We start from the raw sequence: 15,481 nt of genomic DNA, 5'->3' as shown, positions 1-15,481 counted from the left end.
GTTCCTACTTCTCACCAACATTCGTCGGATCCGCAGCCAACGAGTGATGCTGGAACCCACCGACAAGTGCTCTCGCCTATGACCTACGCAGCCACGTCCTCCTCGGCCTCGCCGCCCTCGCCATCCGCAGCCGCGTCAAACGCTGACCTGGCACGACCCGATGCCCGGCGGCGGACAGGAGCAGGGGCAACGGGACAGCCGGAGCCGAGCGGCGGGCGGCCGAGGCCTCACTGCTGCAGGCCGGGGGCGGCGAGCCCGCAGTGACGAGCCGTCCAGTGCCGGTGGCGAGCGTCCACCCCGGGGGGCGAGACGGCGCAACGGGCCGGACACGGTCCGGCCGACGGCGGACAGCGACGGACAACGACGGCGGCGGGCTGACCCGGTCGGTTGACGGCCTGCGCCCGAGGGCACCCAGCACGGCGCCCATCCCCTGCCGGGAGTGCGGACGAGTGCCCTCAGCGCTCGTCCGGTTCGCCCAAGCTCCAACCGCTGACCGCCGCGAGCGGCCCGCGCCAGGCCGGCAGCCTCCGGGCACTGCGCCCCGAGCGGACGGTGACGTCCTTCAGGTGCAGGAACCGCGGGTCGTCCGCCCGACGGCGGCGACCGTCCTCGACGGCCTGGTCCAGGTGCCCGATCACCTCCCGCAAGACCTTCCGCATCCCGTAGTAGTCGGCGTCCGCGACCTGGCGGAAGTAAAGGTCCTCCCACGCCCCGGCCGGGATCACGGTCCCCGTAACGAGCGTCCCGTCCACCGCCAGCGTCACGACGACGTCCTCGGCGACGTCCTGGTGCTCCACTCCGACGCGCAGCAGCTCCAGGTAGGGGTCCGGATGGGCCTCTGCCTGCAACATCACCCGCAACGCCGGCTGTACCGCATCTCGCCACGACACCGTGCTGTTCCCCCTGGGTCGCCGTCTGGTTCAGGCTCAATCCGAGCGATTAACCGCGGTTAATCGTAGGGCTGTGAAGCCTTCGGGTGGGGTGGTTCTGCCGTTTCGTCAGCGTCTGAGATGCTTGTCCGGTCCGAAGTACCGGAATGGCTCCGGGAAGTCAACGGAGTCCGAAGTACCAGGCTGACGCCTGGGAAGTCAACGGATCAAGGAAGAAGAGCATGGCAACTGTCATCGTCGTCCTCAATCGCAAGGGCGGCATCGGCAAATCCACGATCACGGTGAACCTGGCCGCGACAACCGCGGCGGTTCTCGCTCCTGACAAGAGCGAGAAGAAGGAAGGCCTCCTCGCCCCCGTGGCCGCAGTTTCGCTGGACCCTCAGGGGTCCAGCGCATGGTGGGCAGAGCGGGTTGGTGATGACCTCCCCTTCATCTTCGCCGAGGCCTACGACGACCTGGATGATCTGAAGCGTCTCCGCGAGGCCACTGCTGTCGACATCGTGATCGTCGATACTCCTGGCTGGACCCCGCCTGAAGCGCGGGACGAGAACTCCGGAGATCCCCTCGGCGAAGGACGCGTCGCAGATTCGATCCGGGCGGCTCTCGACAACGCGGACCATGTCCTCGTCCCCATCGAGACCGAATCTCTGGGGTGGCCCCCTACCAGGGACACGATCGAGCAGGTCATCAAGCCGCGCGGCATCCCCTTCACCGTCGTCGTCTCCAACTGGGATCCCCGTGACGGCGAAGGAGACAGGGAGGACACCAAGAAGTACGTACGGAACAACGGCTGGCCGCTGGCGAACACAGTGATCCGACACTACAAACTCCACTCGAAGGCGGCCGCGCTCGGGCAGGTTGTGACCCAGTACGCGAAGAGCCGAACGGCCCAGGAGTGCCAGGCCGACTTCAGCAACCTTGCGCTTGAGATGCAGCTGCGCATCGCGCGTACCCGTGAGAGGAATTCCTGATGGCCCGGCGCGTCAACGTCTCCGACCTCCTGGGGACCCCGCCGCCCGACAGCGAGAATGCAGAAGGGGCCGAGAGGCCGGAGAAGGCGGACCGCCTGATCCACGTCAAGGCATCGCGTCTTCTCCCGAACCCCCACAACCCGCGTGATGAGGTGGGCGACCTCTCCGACCTCAGCTCCATCCAGGAGATTCAGCGTCAGAGCCTTCTGATCGTCACCCGAGCCGCCTACCTGGGCCTGTACCCCGAGGAGGCCGAGGAGCTCCGCGGGTACGACTATGTCGTGGTGAACGGATGCCGGCGTCATGCCGCCGCCGTGAAGTATGGGCGCGAGCAGCTGGCGTGCGCAGTGAACGACAGCGTCGCACGCTCCCGCGCGGCTCTACGACGCGCTGCGTACGACGAGAACGTCGAACGCCGTGACCTCGATCCCATCGAGGAGGCCAAGGCGGTCGTGGCGATCGTCTCGGAGTACCCGACCGCCAAGGAGGCAGCCGAGGCGGAGGGCTGGACCGGGGCTTGGATCTCTCAGCGAAAGAGCCTCCTCAAGCTGCACCCCGACGTCCAGTCCCTGGTCCGCTCTCATGCTCGCACCGGCGGGGAGACAGGCCTCTCGATCCGTGCGGCGCGTCGACTCGGGTCGGTCAAGGGCATCGAGGGGATGTCTGCCCAGCTTCAGCTGTTGCAGTTGGAACGCCTCGCTGCTGAGGATGCCGCGAAGAAGGCTGCCGACCGGCAGACGCGCCTGGGCTCGAAGAAGGCTGAGCCCACTCCAGTCCCTGGTAGTCCCCGCTCTACCGCGGTCGATCCCGCGCGGGATGGTCTGGGCCCTGGCGGTTCCGAGTCAGCCTCGGGCGAGAATGAGATGGCCCCCTCGGCAGCGCATCCTAAAGGCGAGGCGCCGAAATTTACCGCGGTTAATCCCGAGGCTGATGTGGCTTCCCTGCCGGAGCCGCGCTCAGAAGAGGCCTCCCGGGAGTCTGGTGAAGACCTTTACCTCGTACCCGTGCCAGCGTTGGTGTGGAACGACCCGGCAGCGGTCTATGCGCTCCTGCGTGAGCGCATGTCAGCCGATCAGCGGACTGCCTTGGCGAGCCTGCTGATCGATGACCTGGAAGCGGTGCAGGACGCGGTCGCTTAGGTTCGTTGAACAGCGAAGGCCCGCACCCCAGTGATACGGGGTGCGGGCCTTCGTCGTTGGCGGGTTCGGCCGTCAGGCCGCGGTGATGAGGGCGGCTGCGGCGAGGGCGGCCAGGGCGAGGATCGTGGTGTCCCCCGACCAGCGGAGGAGCAGCATCTTGTGGTGGCAGAGGGCGGAGAGGACGCCGAGGCGGTCCAGGCGCTGGTCGGGGGCGAGTTCGGCGCGCAGCTGGCCGGGGGTGCGGGTGGCCCAGTGGGCGTAGGAGCTGCGGTCGTCCGGGGTGATGCGGGGGCGGACGACGAGGACGGCGAGGACGGTGGCGGCGAGTAGGACGGCCGCCACGGGGGCGATGACGGGCAGGCTGGCTCCCTTCGCCTGGGCGAGGATCGCGACGGCGGCCGCGAGGACCCCATCGAGGCCGAGGAGTAAGCCGGCCTTCTGGTCGGTCCTGGCTACCTCTCCGATCACGTGGGTCAGCGCCTCGGTGAGGTTTTGCTCGGCGCGGTCGGTGCTCTCGGCCGCCGGGGTGGGGTCCTGGGTGGTGGTCACGATTCTCCTCGGGGTGGTCACTGGTAGGTCCACGGCTGGCTGGTGTTGATGAGGTCGGCGTCGAGGATGGCGGCCAGGCCGTGGTGGTCGCTCGCATCGGCCGGGGTGTCGAGCAGGGTGTAGGAGACGATGGCCGGGGCGAGCGGGGCGGAGACCCAGAGCTGGTCGATGCGGTCGTCGTTGCCGGTGCGCCGCAGCAGGGCCTCGTCGCCGGTCTGCTCGTGCAGGTGCCAGGCGGTGTCGACGAGGCCGTTGGCGGCGAGCTTCCAGGCGACTCGGCGGTCCGGGAGCGGGGCGGTCTGCTGGTGGAGTGCGGGGTCGGTGAGGGTGGTGCGGGCGCCGCGGTTGTAGGGGCGCATGCGGTCCCAGGCCGGGTCGGGGCCGGCGGCGGGCGGGTAGTTGATGTCGCCGCCGAGGATGCAGTACGGGCCGTACCGGTAGCTCCGCGACGCCGCGAAGTCCGCCTCCGTGATCGCGCGGTCCGCGCTGTACGGGGTGAGGTGCACGCTGGTGACGGCAATCGGCGCGGGCAGGCCGGGGAGGGTGAAGGCGGCGACGCCGAGCCCGTGGTGGGTTTCGTCGGCGTAGTCGGTGTTCCAGCTCGCTCGACGGCCGAGGGTCTCGCGCCGGTAGAGCAGGGCGGTTCCGCGGCCGGAGCGGGAGGGGGCGAGGAGTCCGTCCATGCCGAGGTCGTGCTCGGCGCGGACGAGCTGGCGGTGGCCGGCGTCGGCCCATCCCTCGGCTTCCTGGAGCAGTACCAGGTCGGGCTCGACGCTGCTGATCCGCTCGGCGAGCTGCGGCCAGCGGTCTTCGCGGCCGCCGTCGCTGTCGAACAGGCCTCCGCGTTGCAGGTTCTGGACGACGATGGTCAGCTTCATGGTCCTCTTTCTTCGGGTGCGGCGGATCGGGTCCGGGTGGCGGTCGCGGTCTGCCGCCGCCCCGCGCCCGGGTGGGCGCGGGGCGGCGGGGAGGTGGGCGCTTGGTACAGCGTTCAGCGTGGGATGGAGACCCGGCCGGTCATGGGCGTGGCGTGGGTGTCCGGTGCGCCGGCCGGGGCGTCGGGGGAGGCGGTGACGGTGACGTCGCCGGACATGGAGTCGGCGGTCACCGCGGCGGGGTTCGCCGCGTGCGCCCGGATGTCGCCCGACATGGTCTGCAGGTCGGCGCTCGCACCCAGCCAGCTCGCGCGGATGTCGCCGGACATCGTGTGCACCTCGGCGGTGACGGCGCGCTCCAGGACGACGTCGCCGGACTGGGTGCGGGCGCTGACGGTGCTGGCCGTGCCGACGGACACGTCGCCGGACTGGGTGGTCGCGGTCACCTGGTCGACGAAGGTGTGCGCCGTGGTGACCCGCAGGTCCCCGGACTGGGTGGTCGCGGCGACGGCGGTCAGGCGGCCGGTGGTGGTCAGGTCGGCGGCTTGGGTGCGGCCGATGACGGAGCTGCCCTCCGGGACCCGGGCGGTGACGACGACGGGGGCGGGGCCCTGGACCAGGGTGGCGCCGCGGCCGCCGACGACCCGGCCTCCCACGATGGTGAGGTCGCCGTCGATGACCATGCCGGTCACCGAGCCGTACACGGTGCCGACGCCCTGCATCGTGATGGTGCGTCCGGAGCGGGTGACGATGGTGGTCGTGCCGCCGCCGGCGCCCTGGACGCGGGCGACGAGAGCGCCGCGCGGGTCCCAGAACAGGTCGGCACCGGTGACGGCGTCGGCGGCCTCGCCGGTGTCGTCGGTGGTGCTGATGGTGATCTCGGCGGTGGCGAGGCCGGGGACGGCCTGGACGTCGACCCGGCCGGAGGCGCCGAGCAGGGACAGGTCGACGGTGGTCGCGCCGGTGGTGGCAGCGGTGAGGGTGCGGGTGGTGGCCATGATCTTGCTCTCCCTGGTACGGGGTCGGGTTCAGGCCGGGCGGCCGCGCCGCGTACCACCGCGCACCGCCGTCCGGGCCTGGTGGGCGCGGCGGCGGGGCGCGGTGGTACGCAGCGTCAGTGCCCGGGCGTCAGCAGCGGGGGCGGCTCAGCAGTGGGTAAGGGCCGGTAGGGCGTCGGCCCGGTGACGGTGGAGCAGCGCGTGCTGGCCGGGGTCGAGGCGCCAGAGGCCGAGGCGGCCGGCGGCGGGGATGGGTTCGGCGAGGGCTTGGACGTCAGCGAGGGTCCAGTGCCACAGGCCCGGCAGGCCCCAGGGGCGGCAGCAGCCGGTGTCGCGGTGGCAGTCGGCGATGCGGGCGGTGGCGACGAGGGCGCCGGTGGTGAGGGCGGGGGCGCCGGGGCGGGCGAGGACGGCTCGGACGAGCGGGTCGGCCTGGCCGTCGCGAGCAAACTCGCGGGCGGCGTGCAGGACGACCGGGCCACGGTGATTCGTCGGCCAGGACCGGTTCTCGGTCCGCTTGTCGCCCGCGACGATCGCGGCCAGCCAGGGCTGTCGGATCGTCAGCGCAGGGACATCGACGGCAGGCTGCGCCAGCTCCGGGCCCTCGCCGATGCGGCGGAGTGCCTCGGGGAGGGCGGCGTCCCAGTCGCCGGTGAAAACGAGCGCCCGGTCGTCGATGTAGAGGGCCGCTCCCAACTTCTTGTTCGTGACGAGCAGCCGGTCGCCGTCGCCCAGCCAGTAGGCGCGGTCGGGGTCCTCGTCGACGACCGCGGGGATGCCGTGGCGGACGAACCAGGCCGCTACGGCGGGGTGGTACTGGCGGTGGCGGGCGGTGACGCAGAAAACGGAGCGGCACGCCATCAGCTGGCGGAGGGCGGCGAGGGCGCCGGGGATCGGGTCGCCGTAGATGCGCCCGTCCTGCCAGCCTTTGTCGTGGCGCACAACGGTGAGGTCGAAGTCCACGCCCACGGCGTGGCTGGCGGGGCTGGCGGGGTCGAGCGGGACGACGGTCAAGAGGCTCTCCTCTGGTCGGGTGATGGGTTCGGAGCAGGGGTGGTCCGGCCGCGCCGGATGGCGGCACGGCCGGACCGGAAGGGCGGTCAGCAGCCGTAGGGGCCGTACCAGGCGCAGTTCTCCAGGTGTCCGCCGGCCTTCTCGATGTGCCGCAGGAGCTGGTCGAGGGCGTCCTGGTGGCGGTGGTCGCCGAGGAGGTGCTCGCGCAGGGTGTCGATGTGGAGGGCCCAGTCGGTCCAGGTCCCGATCGCCTCGGCCGTCCGGCGGGCGGCGTCGGGGGTGCGGAACGCGGCGAGGAGGTTGCCGGAGTGGTGGCCGAGGCGCCAGCGGCACGGGCCGCCGCAGTCGATGTCGGCGGGCAGCTCGTACAGGACGAGGCCCGGGGCGGCGGTCGTCAGGTACTCGGCCTGGACGATCCTGCGGCCTTCGACGCAGAGGATCTCGTGCGGGTTGCTCGTGGTGGTGGTCATCGGGCGGTCCTTCCGGGTCGGGTGGTGTCGGCCGGGCGGCCGGTCCCGTCCCCGGGACGCGCGCCGCCCGCCGGGCTGGGTGCCGGGCGGGCGGTGCGGGCCGGGGACGAGGCCAGTCGGGCGGGCGGTCAGTTGGCGGTGCGGTGGCCCGGCGCCTCCTGGGGGATCACGTAGATGTCCACGACGTCCCGGACGTTGCTCCACGTGCCGGCGGCGTGGCGGATGTAGACGATGCGCTCCTTGGCGCCGCTGCGGTCGGTGGTGTCGTACTCGTAGACCGTGTGCTTGCGGGCGCGGCGGACGGCGGTGCGCACGGTGCCGGTGCGGACCTGGCTGGGGAACGGCAGGAAGTGACCGCCGTCCACGAGGGTGAACGTCAGGGCGTGGTCGGGGCGCGGTCCGTTGGTGACGAGTCGGGCGGCGTAATCGTGCAGGTCCTGGATGTGGCCGGCGTAGTACTGCTCGGCGCCCTGGGTGCTCGGGGTGGTCTCGGTGGTCAACGAAGCCTCCGTGATGTCGTGGTGTCGGCCGGACGGCCGCGGCACGCACCGAGCCGCCCGCCGTCGGCCGTCGGCCGGGCCAGGGAGCGGGTCGGTGCGCACTGTGGTGGTCCGGGCGGCGAGGTCGCGGCCGGTCAGAACCGGGCCGCGGGGTCGAGGCCGTCGCGGGGCCCGCAAGTGGGCCCGGGGTCGGTCACGCGCACAGCCGGGTCGACGGTGACGCGGTCGACGCGGACGAAGCCCTCGGCGAGCAGCTGCGCCTGGGTGGGCACCTGCTGCTCCTGGTCGACGAGGACGTGGTCCGGGACGACGCGCTCGCGGCCGGCGTTCAGCAGGCGGCGGGTTGCCAGGGGCACCTCGAAGAGCACCGCACAGGCCGGGCGCTGCCAGTAGCGGGCGCGGGCGAGCAGACCGGCGCGGACGTGGGGCAGCAGCGCGGTGCTGTCTGCCACGGTCGTGAGGTTGCGGGAGAGCCGGGCGTCGAGCAGCAGGGACTGGACCTGGTCGGCGACCGAGGTCGCGGACTGGTCGGCCTCTGAGTCGGTGGCCATGGCCCGGTAGTCGTCCAGGCTCAGGCGCCAGGTGGCCGGCCAGCGGCTGGCGAACGTGGTCTTCCCGGCGCCGCTGCCGCCGACCAGGACGGTCAGCGAACCGGGAACGGGGACGAAGGTGGTGTTCACGGGTGGTGCCTTTCGGATCGGGGACGAGTGGGCCGGGGTGGGCGCGCCGCTCACCACCGCGCGCTGCCGTCCCGGCCTGGCCGGTGTGGGGGCGGGGCTCGGTGGTGGGCGGCGCCGAGGCGTCGTCAGGCCGTGGTACCGGCGGGACCGGTGGTGGTCGCCACGGCGCTCACGGCCGCGGTGAGGATCTCGGCGTGGTCGAAAGCCAGCTGCTCCGGGAGGCCGTCGACCGGCCACCAGCGGGCGGTGCGGGCGTCATCTCCGGCGGTGATCCGGGCGTCGTCCGGGACGACGGCGAGGTAGGCGACGGTGACGTACCGGCCGCGGGGGTCGCGGTGCGGGGTGTCCCAGGCGCCGAGCTGGAGCAGGTCGGCGGGCTCCACCCGCAGGCCGGTCTCCTCGGCCAGTTCCCGGGCCGCCGCGACGCGGCTCGTCTCGCCGGGGTCCACGTGACCGCCGGGCAGCGCCCAGGCGCCCGCGTGAGGCGGCCAGGCCCGCTGGATCAGCAGGACACGGCCGGTCGGCGTGAGGGCGACCACGTCGGCGGTGTAGCGGATGGACTCGATCATCTCGTTGATCTCGTTCCCTTCTGAGTGGGTGTGTGGTGTCGGGGATGCCGCGCGCCCCGACCCGGGGCCGGGGCGCGGTTGCGGTCAGCGGCTGTCGGTCAGCGCGGGCAGGGCGGTGCAGGTCGCGGCGTGGCCGGTGGCCCGCTCGCGGGCAACGCCGAGCGGCTGCCCGTCCCAGCGGTGCCCGTCGCGACAGCCGATGCACCACCACCAGGCCAGCGGGTCGTCGCCGGTCGGAGTGCCGGTGGGCCAGGCCTGGTCGCAGGGCCACGGGGTGGCACCGGCGAGCTCGACCACCGCGCCGGACCGGTTGGTGTAGCGGGCCCACAGGTGCCCGCGCCCGGCTCCCAGGCCCGGGCCCCGGGGGGCGTCGCCGATGTGGGCCAGGCCGTGGTCGAGGCGAATGTGGCCGTGGTCGGCGGCCTGCTGGAGCAGGGCCAGCAGGCGGTCGTGTCCGCCGAGCGCCTGGCCGCCGGGGGTGACGCGGGACCAGGTGTGCAGTTCGCCGACGGTGGTACGGCGGTGGCCGTTCGTCTCCAGGTGGGCGAGGAGGCCCAGCACGACGGTGTAGGCGTCGTCGCGGCACAGCAGGTCGTCGAACGGGTCGGGGGTGAGGCCGGTGAGCAGGGCGGTCAGGGCCTCACGGACGGCGTGGGTGCGGGTGTCGATAACGCTCGTGGCCTGGTGGTGAGTGGGGTGGGGCTGCATGACGGGGTCCTTCCGTGGGTGGTGATGTCGGGCGGCCACGCCGCGCCGCGCGCCGGCACCGGCCTCGCCGGGAGCAGGCGGGCTGGTGGGCAGCGTCGGTGGCCGGGCGCCGGCCAGCGGCGCGAGTGGGGGTGCGGACGGCCAAGCCGGGTGGGATGTCAGCTGCGGCCGGGCGGGAGCGCCTTGGCGGACGGCGCGGTGGTGGTCTGGCGGTGCTGGAGGGCGAGCCAGGCGCCGGCCGCGGTCATCAGCCGGCCGTCGCCGAGGGCGTCGAGCGGGGCGGTGTCGATGTCGTGCATCAGCTCGGCCGGGTCGAGCGGGCGCGTGAAGGCGACGGGAGCGTGGTGGATGACCTCATCGGTCTCCAGGACCCGCAGGCCGACCCGGTCCGGGAAGTCGCTGTGGCGCAGGACCTGGCAGACCCGGGTGTGGTCCGGTCGGCCGGTGAGGAACCGGTTGGCGTCGCGGTAGAGCACGAACGCGCCGACGGCGGGTTGGGGCGGGGTCTGGGTGGTGTGGGGCTGGACGGTGGGCTGCATCGCGGATCCCTTCTGCGAGTGGTGCCGGCCGGGCGGCCGGTCCCGTCCCCGGAGCGCGCGCCGCCCGCCGGGCTGGGTGCCGGGCTGGCGGCGCGGGTCGGGGGCGAGGCCGGACGGCCGGTCAGCGCGCGAGCAGCACGACCAGGAGGACGAGGGGTGCGAACATGCCGAGCAGGTAGACGAAGCGCATGAGGGTTCCTTCGGTCAGCTGATGAGGGCGAGGAGCAGGACAGCGAGCAGGGCGGGTACGGCCAGGGCGACGGAGCGCGGGATGTTGATGCAGTGCTGGAGGCGGTCGATCTCGTCGCTGATGGCCTCGCACTCGGCCGCGAGGCGGTGGTGCGCGCGGTTGCCGGGCGGGATGTTGGCGAGGGTCAGGCTGCGCTCGTGGAGGAGCCGGCGCTGCGCGGCGATCCGGTCGTCGCGCTCGATGGCGATCAAGGGCTTCCTTCCGTACGTGATCGGCGGGTGAGGGTGGTGCGGGAGGATGGGAGCGGGCCGGTGGCGAGACCGGCCCGTCGGCACCCTCGGGTGCCATGGGCCTCCGGGGTGTCTTCTTCATCCCGGAGGCCGTCGTGCTTGAGCGCTCGGTTACGCAGAGCGAACGGCCGGGGCGAGCGCGGGCTCCGCCTTCTCGACGTCTGCGCGCAGCCGCTGGCAGGTTGAGCGCGTGGTCTTCTCGTCGCCGGTGATCAGACGCTTGGCGGTGAGCGCGGCGTGGATCTCGGAGACGAGCGGGCGGCGGTCGAGAGTGGTGTAGAGCTGGCGGACGGTCGCGCGGCGGGCGTAGGTGAGCGCGGGTCCGGACAGGGTCTCCGTCGGGTGCGCGTCGGTGTCCTGCGGGTGAGTGCCGGTGAGTGCGCGGTGAGCGCTGCTGGTCCCGCCACCTGCGGTGATCTCGCGCTCAGGTGAGCGTGGGACGTAGACGCTCTGCGCGGGAATCAGTTCGCCGTGGGCGGTGGGCAGGGGCTGGCCGCCGTGCGACAGGCGCGGGGCGGGACCGTCGTGGGCGCCGTCCGGCTGCCCGGCGGGCCCGGCCGGTCCGGCGGCGGCAGTGGCGGGTTCGCCGTGAGCGCCCTTGGCGTGGTCGATGATCTCGTGCACGCGCCAGATGGCGATCGGGACGACCGTGGCGAGCGGGATCGCCATCCACCCCTGCAGCCGCCACTGTCCGTCAGCATTCTTCTCGACGCCGAGGACGTGCAGGTCGGTCAGGATCGCGGCGATCTGGCACAGCACCATCACGGCGAGCGCGATCCGCATCTCCCGCTGGAGCTTGCTGCGGGTCGCGGCGACCACCCATCCGTCCAGGCAGACCGCGAGCAGCCAGGCCAGCGCGGAGTGCATGCCGGCGGTGACGGCCAGGGCGTGCTCCTTGTAGGAGGTGTACGCCAGGCCGGCCCCGAGCACGGCCCGGGTCAGTAGGAACGGCACCAGGCGGGCCCGGTTCGCCGCCGCCCGGCGCAGCGTCCGGCGCCACCAGCGCTGCTGCCGTTGGGCCCGGCGCTGATCCAGCTGCTCCTGCTCGGCGCGCAGGGCGGCGACCTGCTCCTGCGTCTCGGCGAGTTCGGCCAGCGCGATGGCGGTGACCTGCTCGGCGTCCCGGCGCGCGGCCACCAGCAGGCGCTGAACGTCCGCCTCGGCCTTGCCGCGGACGGAGCCGGCCTGCCGCAGCTGCTCCCCGGCCCGCTGGCGGGCCTGCTCGATCTGCGCCTGGGCGTCGTCCTGGAGCTCCTGGGCCTCGGACAGGCCGCGCCGGCGCAGCTCGGCGGCCTGCCGTCCGGCCTCCTCGCGCAGCTCCGCCGCCTCGGTCTCGGCGTCCTCGCGGATCCGGTCGGCGGCCGCGGCGGCCTCATCCCGGGCGGTGTCCGCCTCGGTGAGGGCGGCCTCGGTGAGGCGGGCGGCCCGCTCCTCGGCCTCGGTGCGCAGCTGCTCGGCCTCCGTCTCGGCGGTGGCGAGGATGTCGCGGGCGGTGGCGGCGGCCCGGGTGCGAATCGCCTCGGCCTCGGTAGCGGCCTGGGTGAGGGTGCGGTCGGCCGCCGTGGCGGCGTCGCACTGCACCGTGGCGGCCCGTTCCCGGGCGCCGGTCAGCTCCTGCTCGCCCTCGGCCCGGTCGGCGGCGGCCCGGACGCGGGCGGCCTCCAGCTCCTCGCGGGCCAGCGCCGCCTGGTCCCGGGCGTCGGCGAGGTCGGCGGCGGCCCGGCCGCGCGTGCGCTCGGCCTCCCGGTCGGCCTCGGCGAGCACCTTCGCGGCCTGTTCCTCGGCCGCCCCGGTGATCCCGGCCGCCACGGCCTGGGCCCGCTCCTCGGCGTCGGCGACGATCCGCTCGGCGTCCTGCCGGGCCTGGGCACGGACGGCGGCGGCGCGCTGCTCGGCGTCCGCCAGCAGCGCCGAGGCCCGCTCGGTGGCCTGCTCCAGCAGCCGGTCGGCCGCCGCGTGGGCGTCGGCGTCGGCCTCTTCACGCCGCTCGCGGGCGTGCTGGACGGCGTCCTCGCGGATCAGGTCGGCCTGGTCGTTGGCCATGTCGAGGATCCGCCGGACCGTCTGCTCGGCACGCTGCGTGACCGTCTCGGCCTCGGCGGCGGCCACCGCGCGCAGCTGCTCGGCCTCGGTCGTCCACTGCTCGGCGGTCGCCAGGTGGCGGTCGGCGGTGACGGCGGCCCGGGCGAGGACGGCGAGCGCCTGGTCCTCGGCGAGGGCCAGGACATCGGCGGCGCGGTCGGCGGCATCGGCCAGGACCGGGTCGGCGGCCGACCGAACGGTGAACGTCGTGGGCACCTTGGCCAGGGTGTCGGCGGAGGGCTGCGGGCGGGTCGAGGGCGCCTTCACGGGGGCCTTGGCGGCGGTCTTCTTGGCGGGGGTTCGGGTGCGGCGGGTGGTGGTGCGGGCCGGGGTCATGGCCGGGGACTCCTGTCCTGAGCGGTGACGGTGCGTGGTGGCCGGGGCGGCCGGAGCGGGTCGCGGCGCCGTGGGGATGGCGAGGGGTGGAAACGGCCCTGATCGGGGGTGCCGGGGCCGTTTCCGGGGGTGCGGGAGATCTGATCGGCTGGATCGGTTTTCGCTGGTCAGGATCGGTTTTCTGATCGGCGGCCGATCGGTGGGTGATCGGCGGGGCAACCGTTGCCCCGCCGATCCGGATCCGATCCGAAACCGATCGGCCGCCGATCGGCGGGCCGATCGGCGCGGTCACTCGCTGTACTGGTCGGCGGCCGCGAGGACGTCACTGCGGCGGATGCCGCGGGGGCTTCCCTCCAGCTCGTCCAGGCGCTGGGTGGAGAGCTCGACCCCGGCCCGGCTGAAGTCCATGGCGAGGTACCGGCCGATCTCCTTCAACAGCCCGTGCTCGTCCTTCTCGTGCCAGCGGTCCCACCGCTTGGCGTCGTGGGCGATCAGGTACGGATGGAGCCGGCCGAGGGTCAGGGCCTCGGCGTCCTCCGTCTCCAGGGCGTGCAGGAGCACCCGGACGACCTCGGGCAGCGGGCGCTCCTCGTCACCGTCGGCGGCGGTATCGGGGCCGGACTCGTCGTCGTCCTCGGCGCACATCTCCAGCAGCTTCGGCCACGGAACGTAGCGGAGGTACTCGTCCTCGTCGTCGGCGAACTTGAGGCCCGGCGGGTTGGGTGCCTTGAGGGCCGCGTCGATCGACGCCTGGTCGACGTCGACCAGGCCGGCGGCGAGACGCTCGGCGGCACGGCGGCCTCCCTCGTCGTCGGGGATGTAGTGCCACTTGTGGAGCATCGGGTCCTCCGACACACCCGGTGCCCCGACCACGTACGACTTCGCGCAGTCGTTGAGCGAGTCGCCGGACTTCGGCTGGAGCCGGTGCGGCAGGAAGCCCCAGTCGATCGCGCCGCCGCCCAGCGCCTGGGTGGTGTCGACGTCCCGGCACGCACCCATGATCTTGAGCGCCGGGTGCTGGGCGATGTTCGAGCCCAGCAGCTCCTTGGTGGCGCCCTGCGCGGCGAAGATCAGCCAGACGCCCTCCTTGCGGCCGACCAGTTGCAGCTCGGCGATGATCTGCTTCGAGCGCTTGGTCAGCTTGGGGAACTCGTCGACGAAGACGATGATCGCCGGATGCTCCCGGCTGCACCGCCAGGTGTCGCCCATGCCGAGCTTGCGCCGGATGCGGGCGCGGCCGGCGGCCAGCCGGTAGAGGGAGAGCAGGGCGAACTCGATCTGGATCGGGCCCGTGCTGGTGAGCTTGACCGCGTCGGAGAACTTCCCCGGCCCGTCACCGGACGGGTCGAGGAAGATCGTGACCGCGTTGTCGGCGGCGGTGGTCCAGTCGAGCAGGGCCCGGATGATCGTGCTCTTGCCGCCGCCGGAGCGGGCGATCACCTCGCCCATCAGCTCGGCGAGGGAGAATTCCAGGTCGGTGCCGTCGGCGCTCATGCCGAACACCCCGGCGTCGGTGATGTCCACCGAGTGCGGCGCCCGGTACGGCGGGGGCTTCATCGCGCCGAACAGGTCGCCGGTGACGATCCGGAGGGTGGCCTCGGCAGTGCGCTTGCGGTTGGGCTGGAGGATCACATCGCCGTCGCCGACGTCGAACTTGGTCTCCAGGTCGCCGAGCTTGTCGCCGATGTCGCCGGAGGTGCCGTCCGAGACGCGCACCACCATCTCCCAGCCCCACGGGTGCGGGGTGGGGTCGCCGGCGTAGGCGAGCGGCACCCGCTCGGCGAGCAGGGCCCGCCGCACGCACTCGACGGCCACCGCCGGGTCGGTAACGCCGTGGATCGGGAACGGACGGCTGTCGGCGGCCGGGTCGGTCCGCTGTCCGGTGCCGGCCGTACCCCGGGCCGCCGGCTGGTCCCCGGCGGCCGGCTGGCCGGGCGGGGCGATCAGCCGGCCGTCGTCGGGCAGCTTGTAGGCGAGGTCGGGGTCGGCGCGGCGGCCGGAGCGCCACAGGGGGGCGATGCTCTTGCCCCAGGCGGCCAAGGCCACGGCCGCGCCGGTGGCCGCGCACTCCACCACGAGCGTGTGCAGGCCGCTGGCCAGGCCGGGCAGCCCGTAGACGCCCAGCACGGTGAGCGCCAGGCGGACGCGGCGCCGGTGGGACATGCGCCGCCGGTGGTCGCCGATCTCGCCCGGGGTGACGGGGGCGTGCCCGGTGTAGGTGAGGGCCAGCACGGCCGCCGCTTTCTGTTCCCACTGGGCGGCGGCGGTGCGGGCGGCGAGCTCGGCCTTTTTGGCCGCGGTGTGGCCGGCCGGGGTGACGTCCTGGGCCTGGGCCGCGGCCGCCGAGGCTTTGGCGGCGGCCAGTTCCTGGGCGGCGCGCCCGGCCAGGGCGGTGTGCTCCGCGCCGCGGCCCGCCTCCCACACCTGGTGGCGGCCGTTGAGGATGTGCAGGGCCACCGCCCGGTCGCTCAGGTGGTCCTCGGTGACGAACAGCCAGTCGCTGCGCTCGGCGGCCAGGACGCGCAGGCCGGCCGGGAGGTGCCCGAGCTGGCGGCGCCACCACGGGCGCGGCCCGGCCGGGTCCGGCTCGGCCGGGCGCGGGCCCGGGTCGTCGTCGTCCAGCAGCTCGCCTTCGAGGATCTCCTCCTCGACCGGCTCCAGGCGCAGGTCGATACTCACGG

The 15,481-nt window shown here is 73.4% G+C and carries 16 protein-coding genes; 2 read left to right on the top strand and 14 right to left on the bottom strand.

Annotated elements, in window-relative coordinates; genetic code table 11:
• Positions 1-455: 455 nt before the first annotated feature.
• On the bottom strand, positions 456-851 hold the full coding sequence (locus ACFVUY_RS41970; protein WP_387737210.1) for a hypothetical protein: 396 nt from the start codon (positions 849-851) through the stop codon (positions 456-458).
• Positions 852-1,111: 260 nt separating this feature from the next.
• Here ACFVUY_RS41970 and ACFVUY_RS41965 point away from each other — a divergent pair, with 260 nt between their 5' ends.
• The gene (locus ACFVUY_RS41965) at positions 1,112-1,861 is read left to right on the top strand and encodes a ParA family protein (protein WP_387737209.1); all 750 of its coding nucleotides are present in this window, start codon (positions 1,112-1,114) and stop codon (positions 1,859-1,861) included.
• Positions 1,861-3,000, top strand: coding sequence for a ParB/RepB/Spo0J family partition protein (locus ACFVUY_RS41960; RefSeq protein WP_387737208.1), 1,140 nt, complete (start codon positions 1,861-1,863; stop codon positions 2,998-3,000). Before ACFVUY_RS41965 ends, ACFVUY_RS41960 begins: the two co-directional genes overlap by 1 nt.
• 72 nt (positions 3,001-3,072) lie before the next feature.
• Here the strand turns inward: ACFVUY_RS41960 and ACFVUY_RS41955 are convergent, their stop codons facing one another.
• From ACFVUY_RS41955 to ACFVUY_RS41895, 13 genes are all read right to left on the bottom strand, one after another.
• Positions 3,073-3,549 carry a Pycsar system effector family protein gene (locus ACFVUY_RS41955; RefSeq protein ID WP_387737207.1) on the bottom strand — a complete coding sequence of 159 codons (477 nt, stop codon included), beginning with the start codon at positions 3,547-3,549 and terminating at the stop codon, positions 3,073-3,075.
• A 17-nt stretch (positions 3,550-3,566) separates the two neighbouring features.
• Positions 3,567-4,427, bottom strand: a complete 861-nt coding sequence (locus ACFVUY_RS41950) for an endonuclease/exonuclease/phosphatase family protein (RefSeq protein WP_387737206.1) — start codon at positions 4,425-4,427, stop codon at positions 3,567-3,569.
• Between the two features lie 113 nt (positions 4,428-4,540).
• Positions 4,541-5,422: a DUF4097 family beta strand repeat-containing protein gene (locus tag ACFVUY_RS41945; RefSeq protein WP_387737205.1), complete on the bottom strand. Its 882-nt coding sequence runs from the start codon at positions 5,420-5,422 to the stop codon at positions 4,541-4,543.
• 147 nt (positions 5,423-5,569) lie between these two features.
• A complete protein-coding gene (locus ACFVUY_RS41940; RefSeq protein ID WP_387737204.1) occupies positions 5,570-6,436 on the bottom strand; it encodes a hypothetical protein in 867 nt (288 codons plus the stop codon).
• 86 nt (positions 6,437-6,522) lie between these two features.
• Positions 6,523-6,906 (bottom strand): hypothetical protein, encoded by a 384-nt coding sequence (locus tag ACFVUY_RS41935; protein ID WP_387737203.1) that lies wholly within the window; start codon positions 6,904-6,906, stop codon positions 6,523-6,525.
• Positions 6,907-7,034: 128 nt separating this feature from the next.
• A complete protein-coding gene (locus ACFVUY_RS41930; protein ID WP_387737202.1) occupies positions 7,035-7,406 on the bottom strand; it encodes a hypothetical protein in 372 nt (123 codons plus the stop codon).
• 134 nt (positions 7,407-7,540) lie between these two features.
• Entirely contained in the window at positions 7,541-8,086 is a 546-nt protein-coding gene (locus ACFVUY_RS41925; RefSeq protein ID WP_387737201.1) for an AAA family ATPase, read from the bottom strand.
• Between the two features lie 125 nt (positions 8,087-8,211).
• Complete coding sequence (locus ACFVUY_RS41920) at positions 8,212-8,655, bottom strand: NUDIX domain-containing protein (RefSeq protein ID WP_387737200.1); 444 nt, start codon at positions 8,653-8,655, stop codon at positions 8,212-8,214.
• Positions 8,656-8,739: 84 nt separating this feature from the next.
• On the bottom strand, positions 8,740-9,363 hold the full coding sequence (locus tag ACFVUY_RS41915; protein ID WP_387737199.1) for a hypothetical protein: 624 nt from the start codon (positions 9,361-9,363) through the stop codon (positions 8,740-8,742).
• A gap of 158 nt (positions 9,364-9,521) precedes the next feature.
• Positions 9,522-9,902: a hypothetical protein gene (locus tag ACFVUY_RS41910; protein WP_387737198.1), complete on the bottom strand. Its 381-nt coding sequence runs from the start codon at positions 9,900-9,902 to the stop codon at positions 9,522-9,524.
• A gap of 204 nt (positions 9,903-10,106) precedes the next feature.
• A complete protein-coding gene (locus ACFVUY_RS41905) occupies positions 10,107-10,343 on the bottom strand; it encodes a hypothetical protein (RefSeq protein ID WP_387737197.1) in 237 nt (78 codons plus the stop codon).
• Between the two features lie 150 nt (positions 10,344-10,493).
• A complete protein-coding gene (locus ACFVUY_RS41900) occupies positions 10,494-12,800 on the bottom strand; it encodes a hypothetical protein (RefSeq protein WP_387737196.1) in 2,307 nt (768 codons plus the stop codon).
• Positions 12,801-13,088: 288 nt separating this feature from the next.
• Positions 13,089-15,479: a hypothetical protein gene (locus ACFVUY_RS41895; protein WP_387737195.1), complete on the bottom strand. Its 2,391-nt coding sequence runs from the start codon at positions 15,477-15,479 to the stop codon at positions 13,089-13,091.
• Positions 15,480-15,481 lie beyond the last annotated feature (2 nt).

This window comes from Kitasatospora sp. NPDC058063 (assembly GCF_042885395.1).
Classification (GTDB): Bacteria; Actinomycetota; Actinomycetes; order Streptomycetales; family Streptomycetaceae; genus Kitasatospora; species Kitasatospora lactacystinica.
Note: the sequence above shows the minus strand (reverse complement) of the source record. Positions and strands in the feature narration are given on the sequence as shown.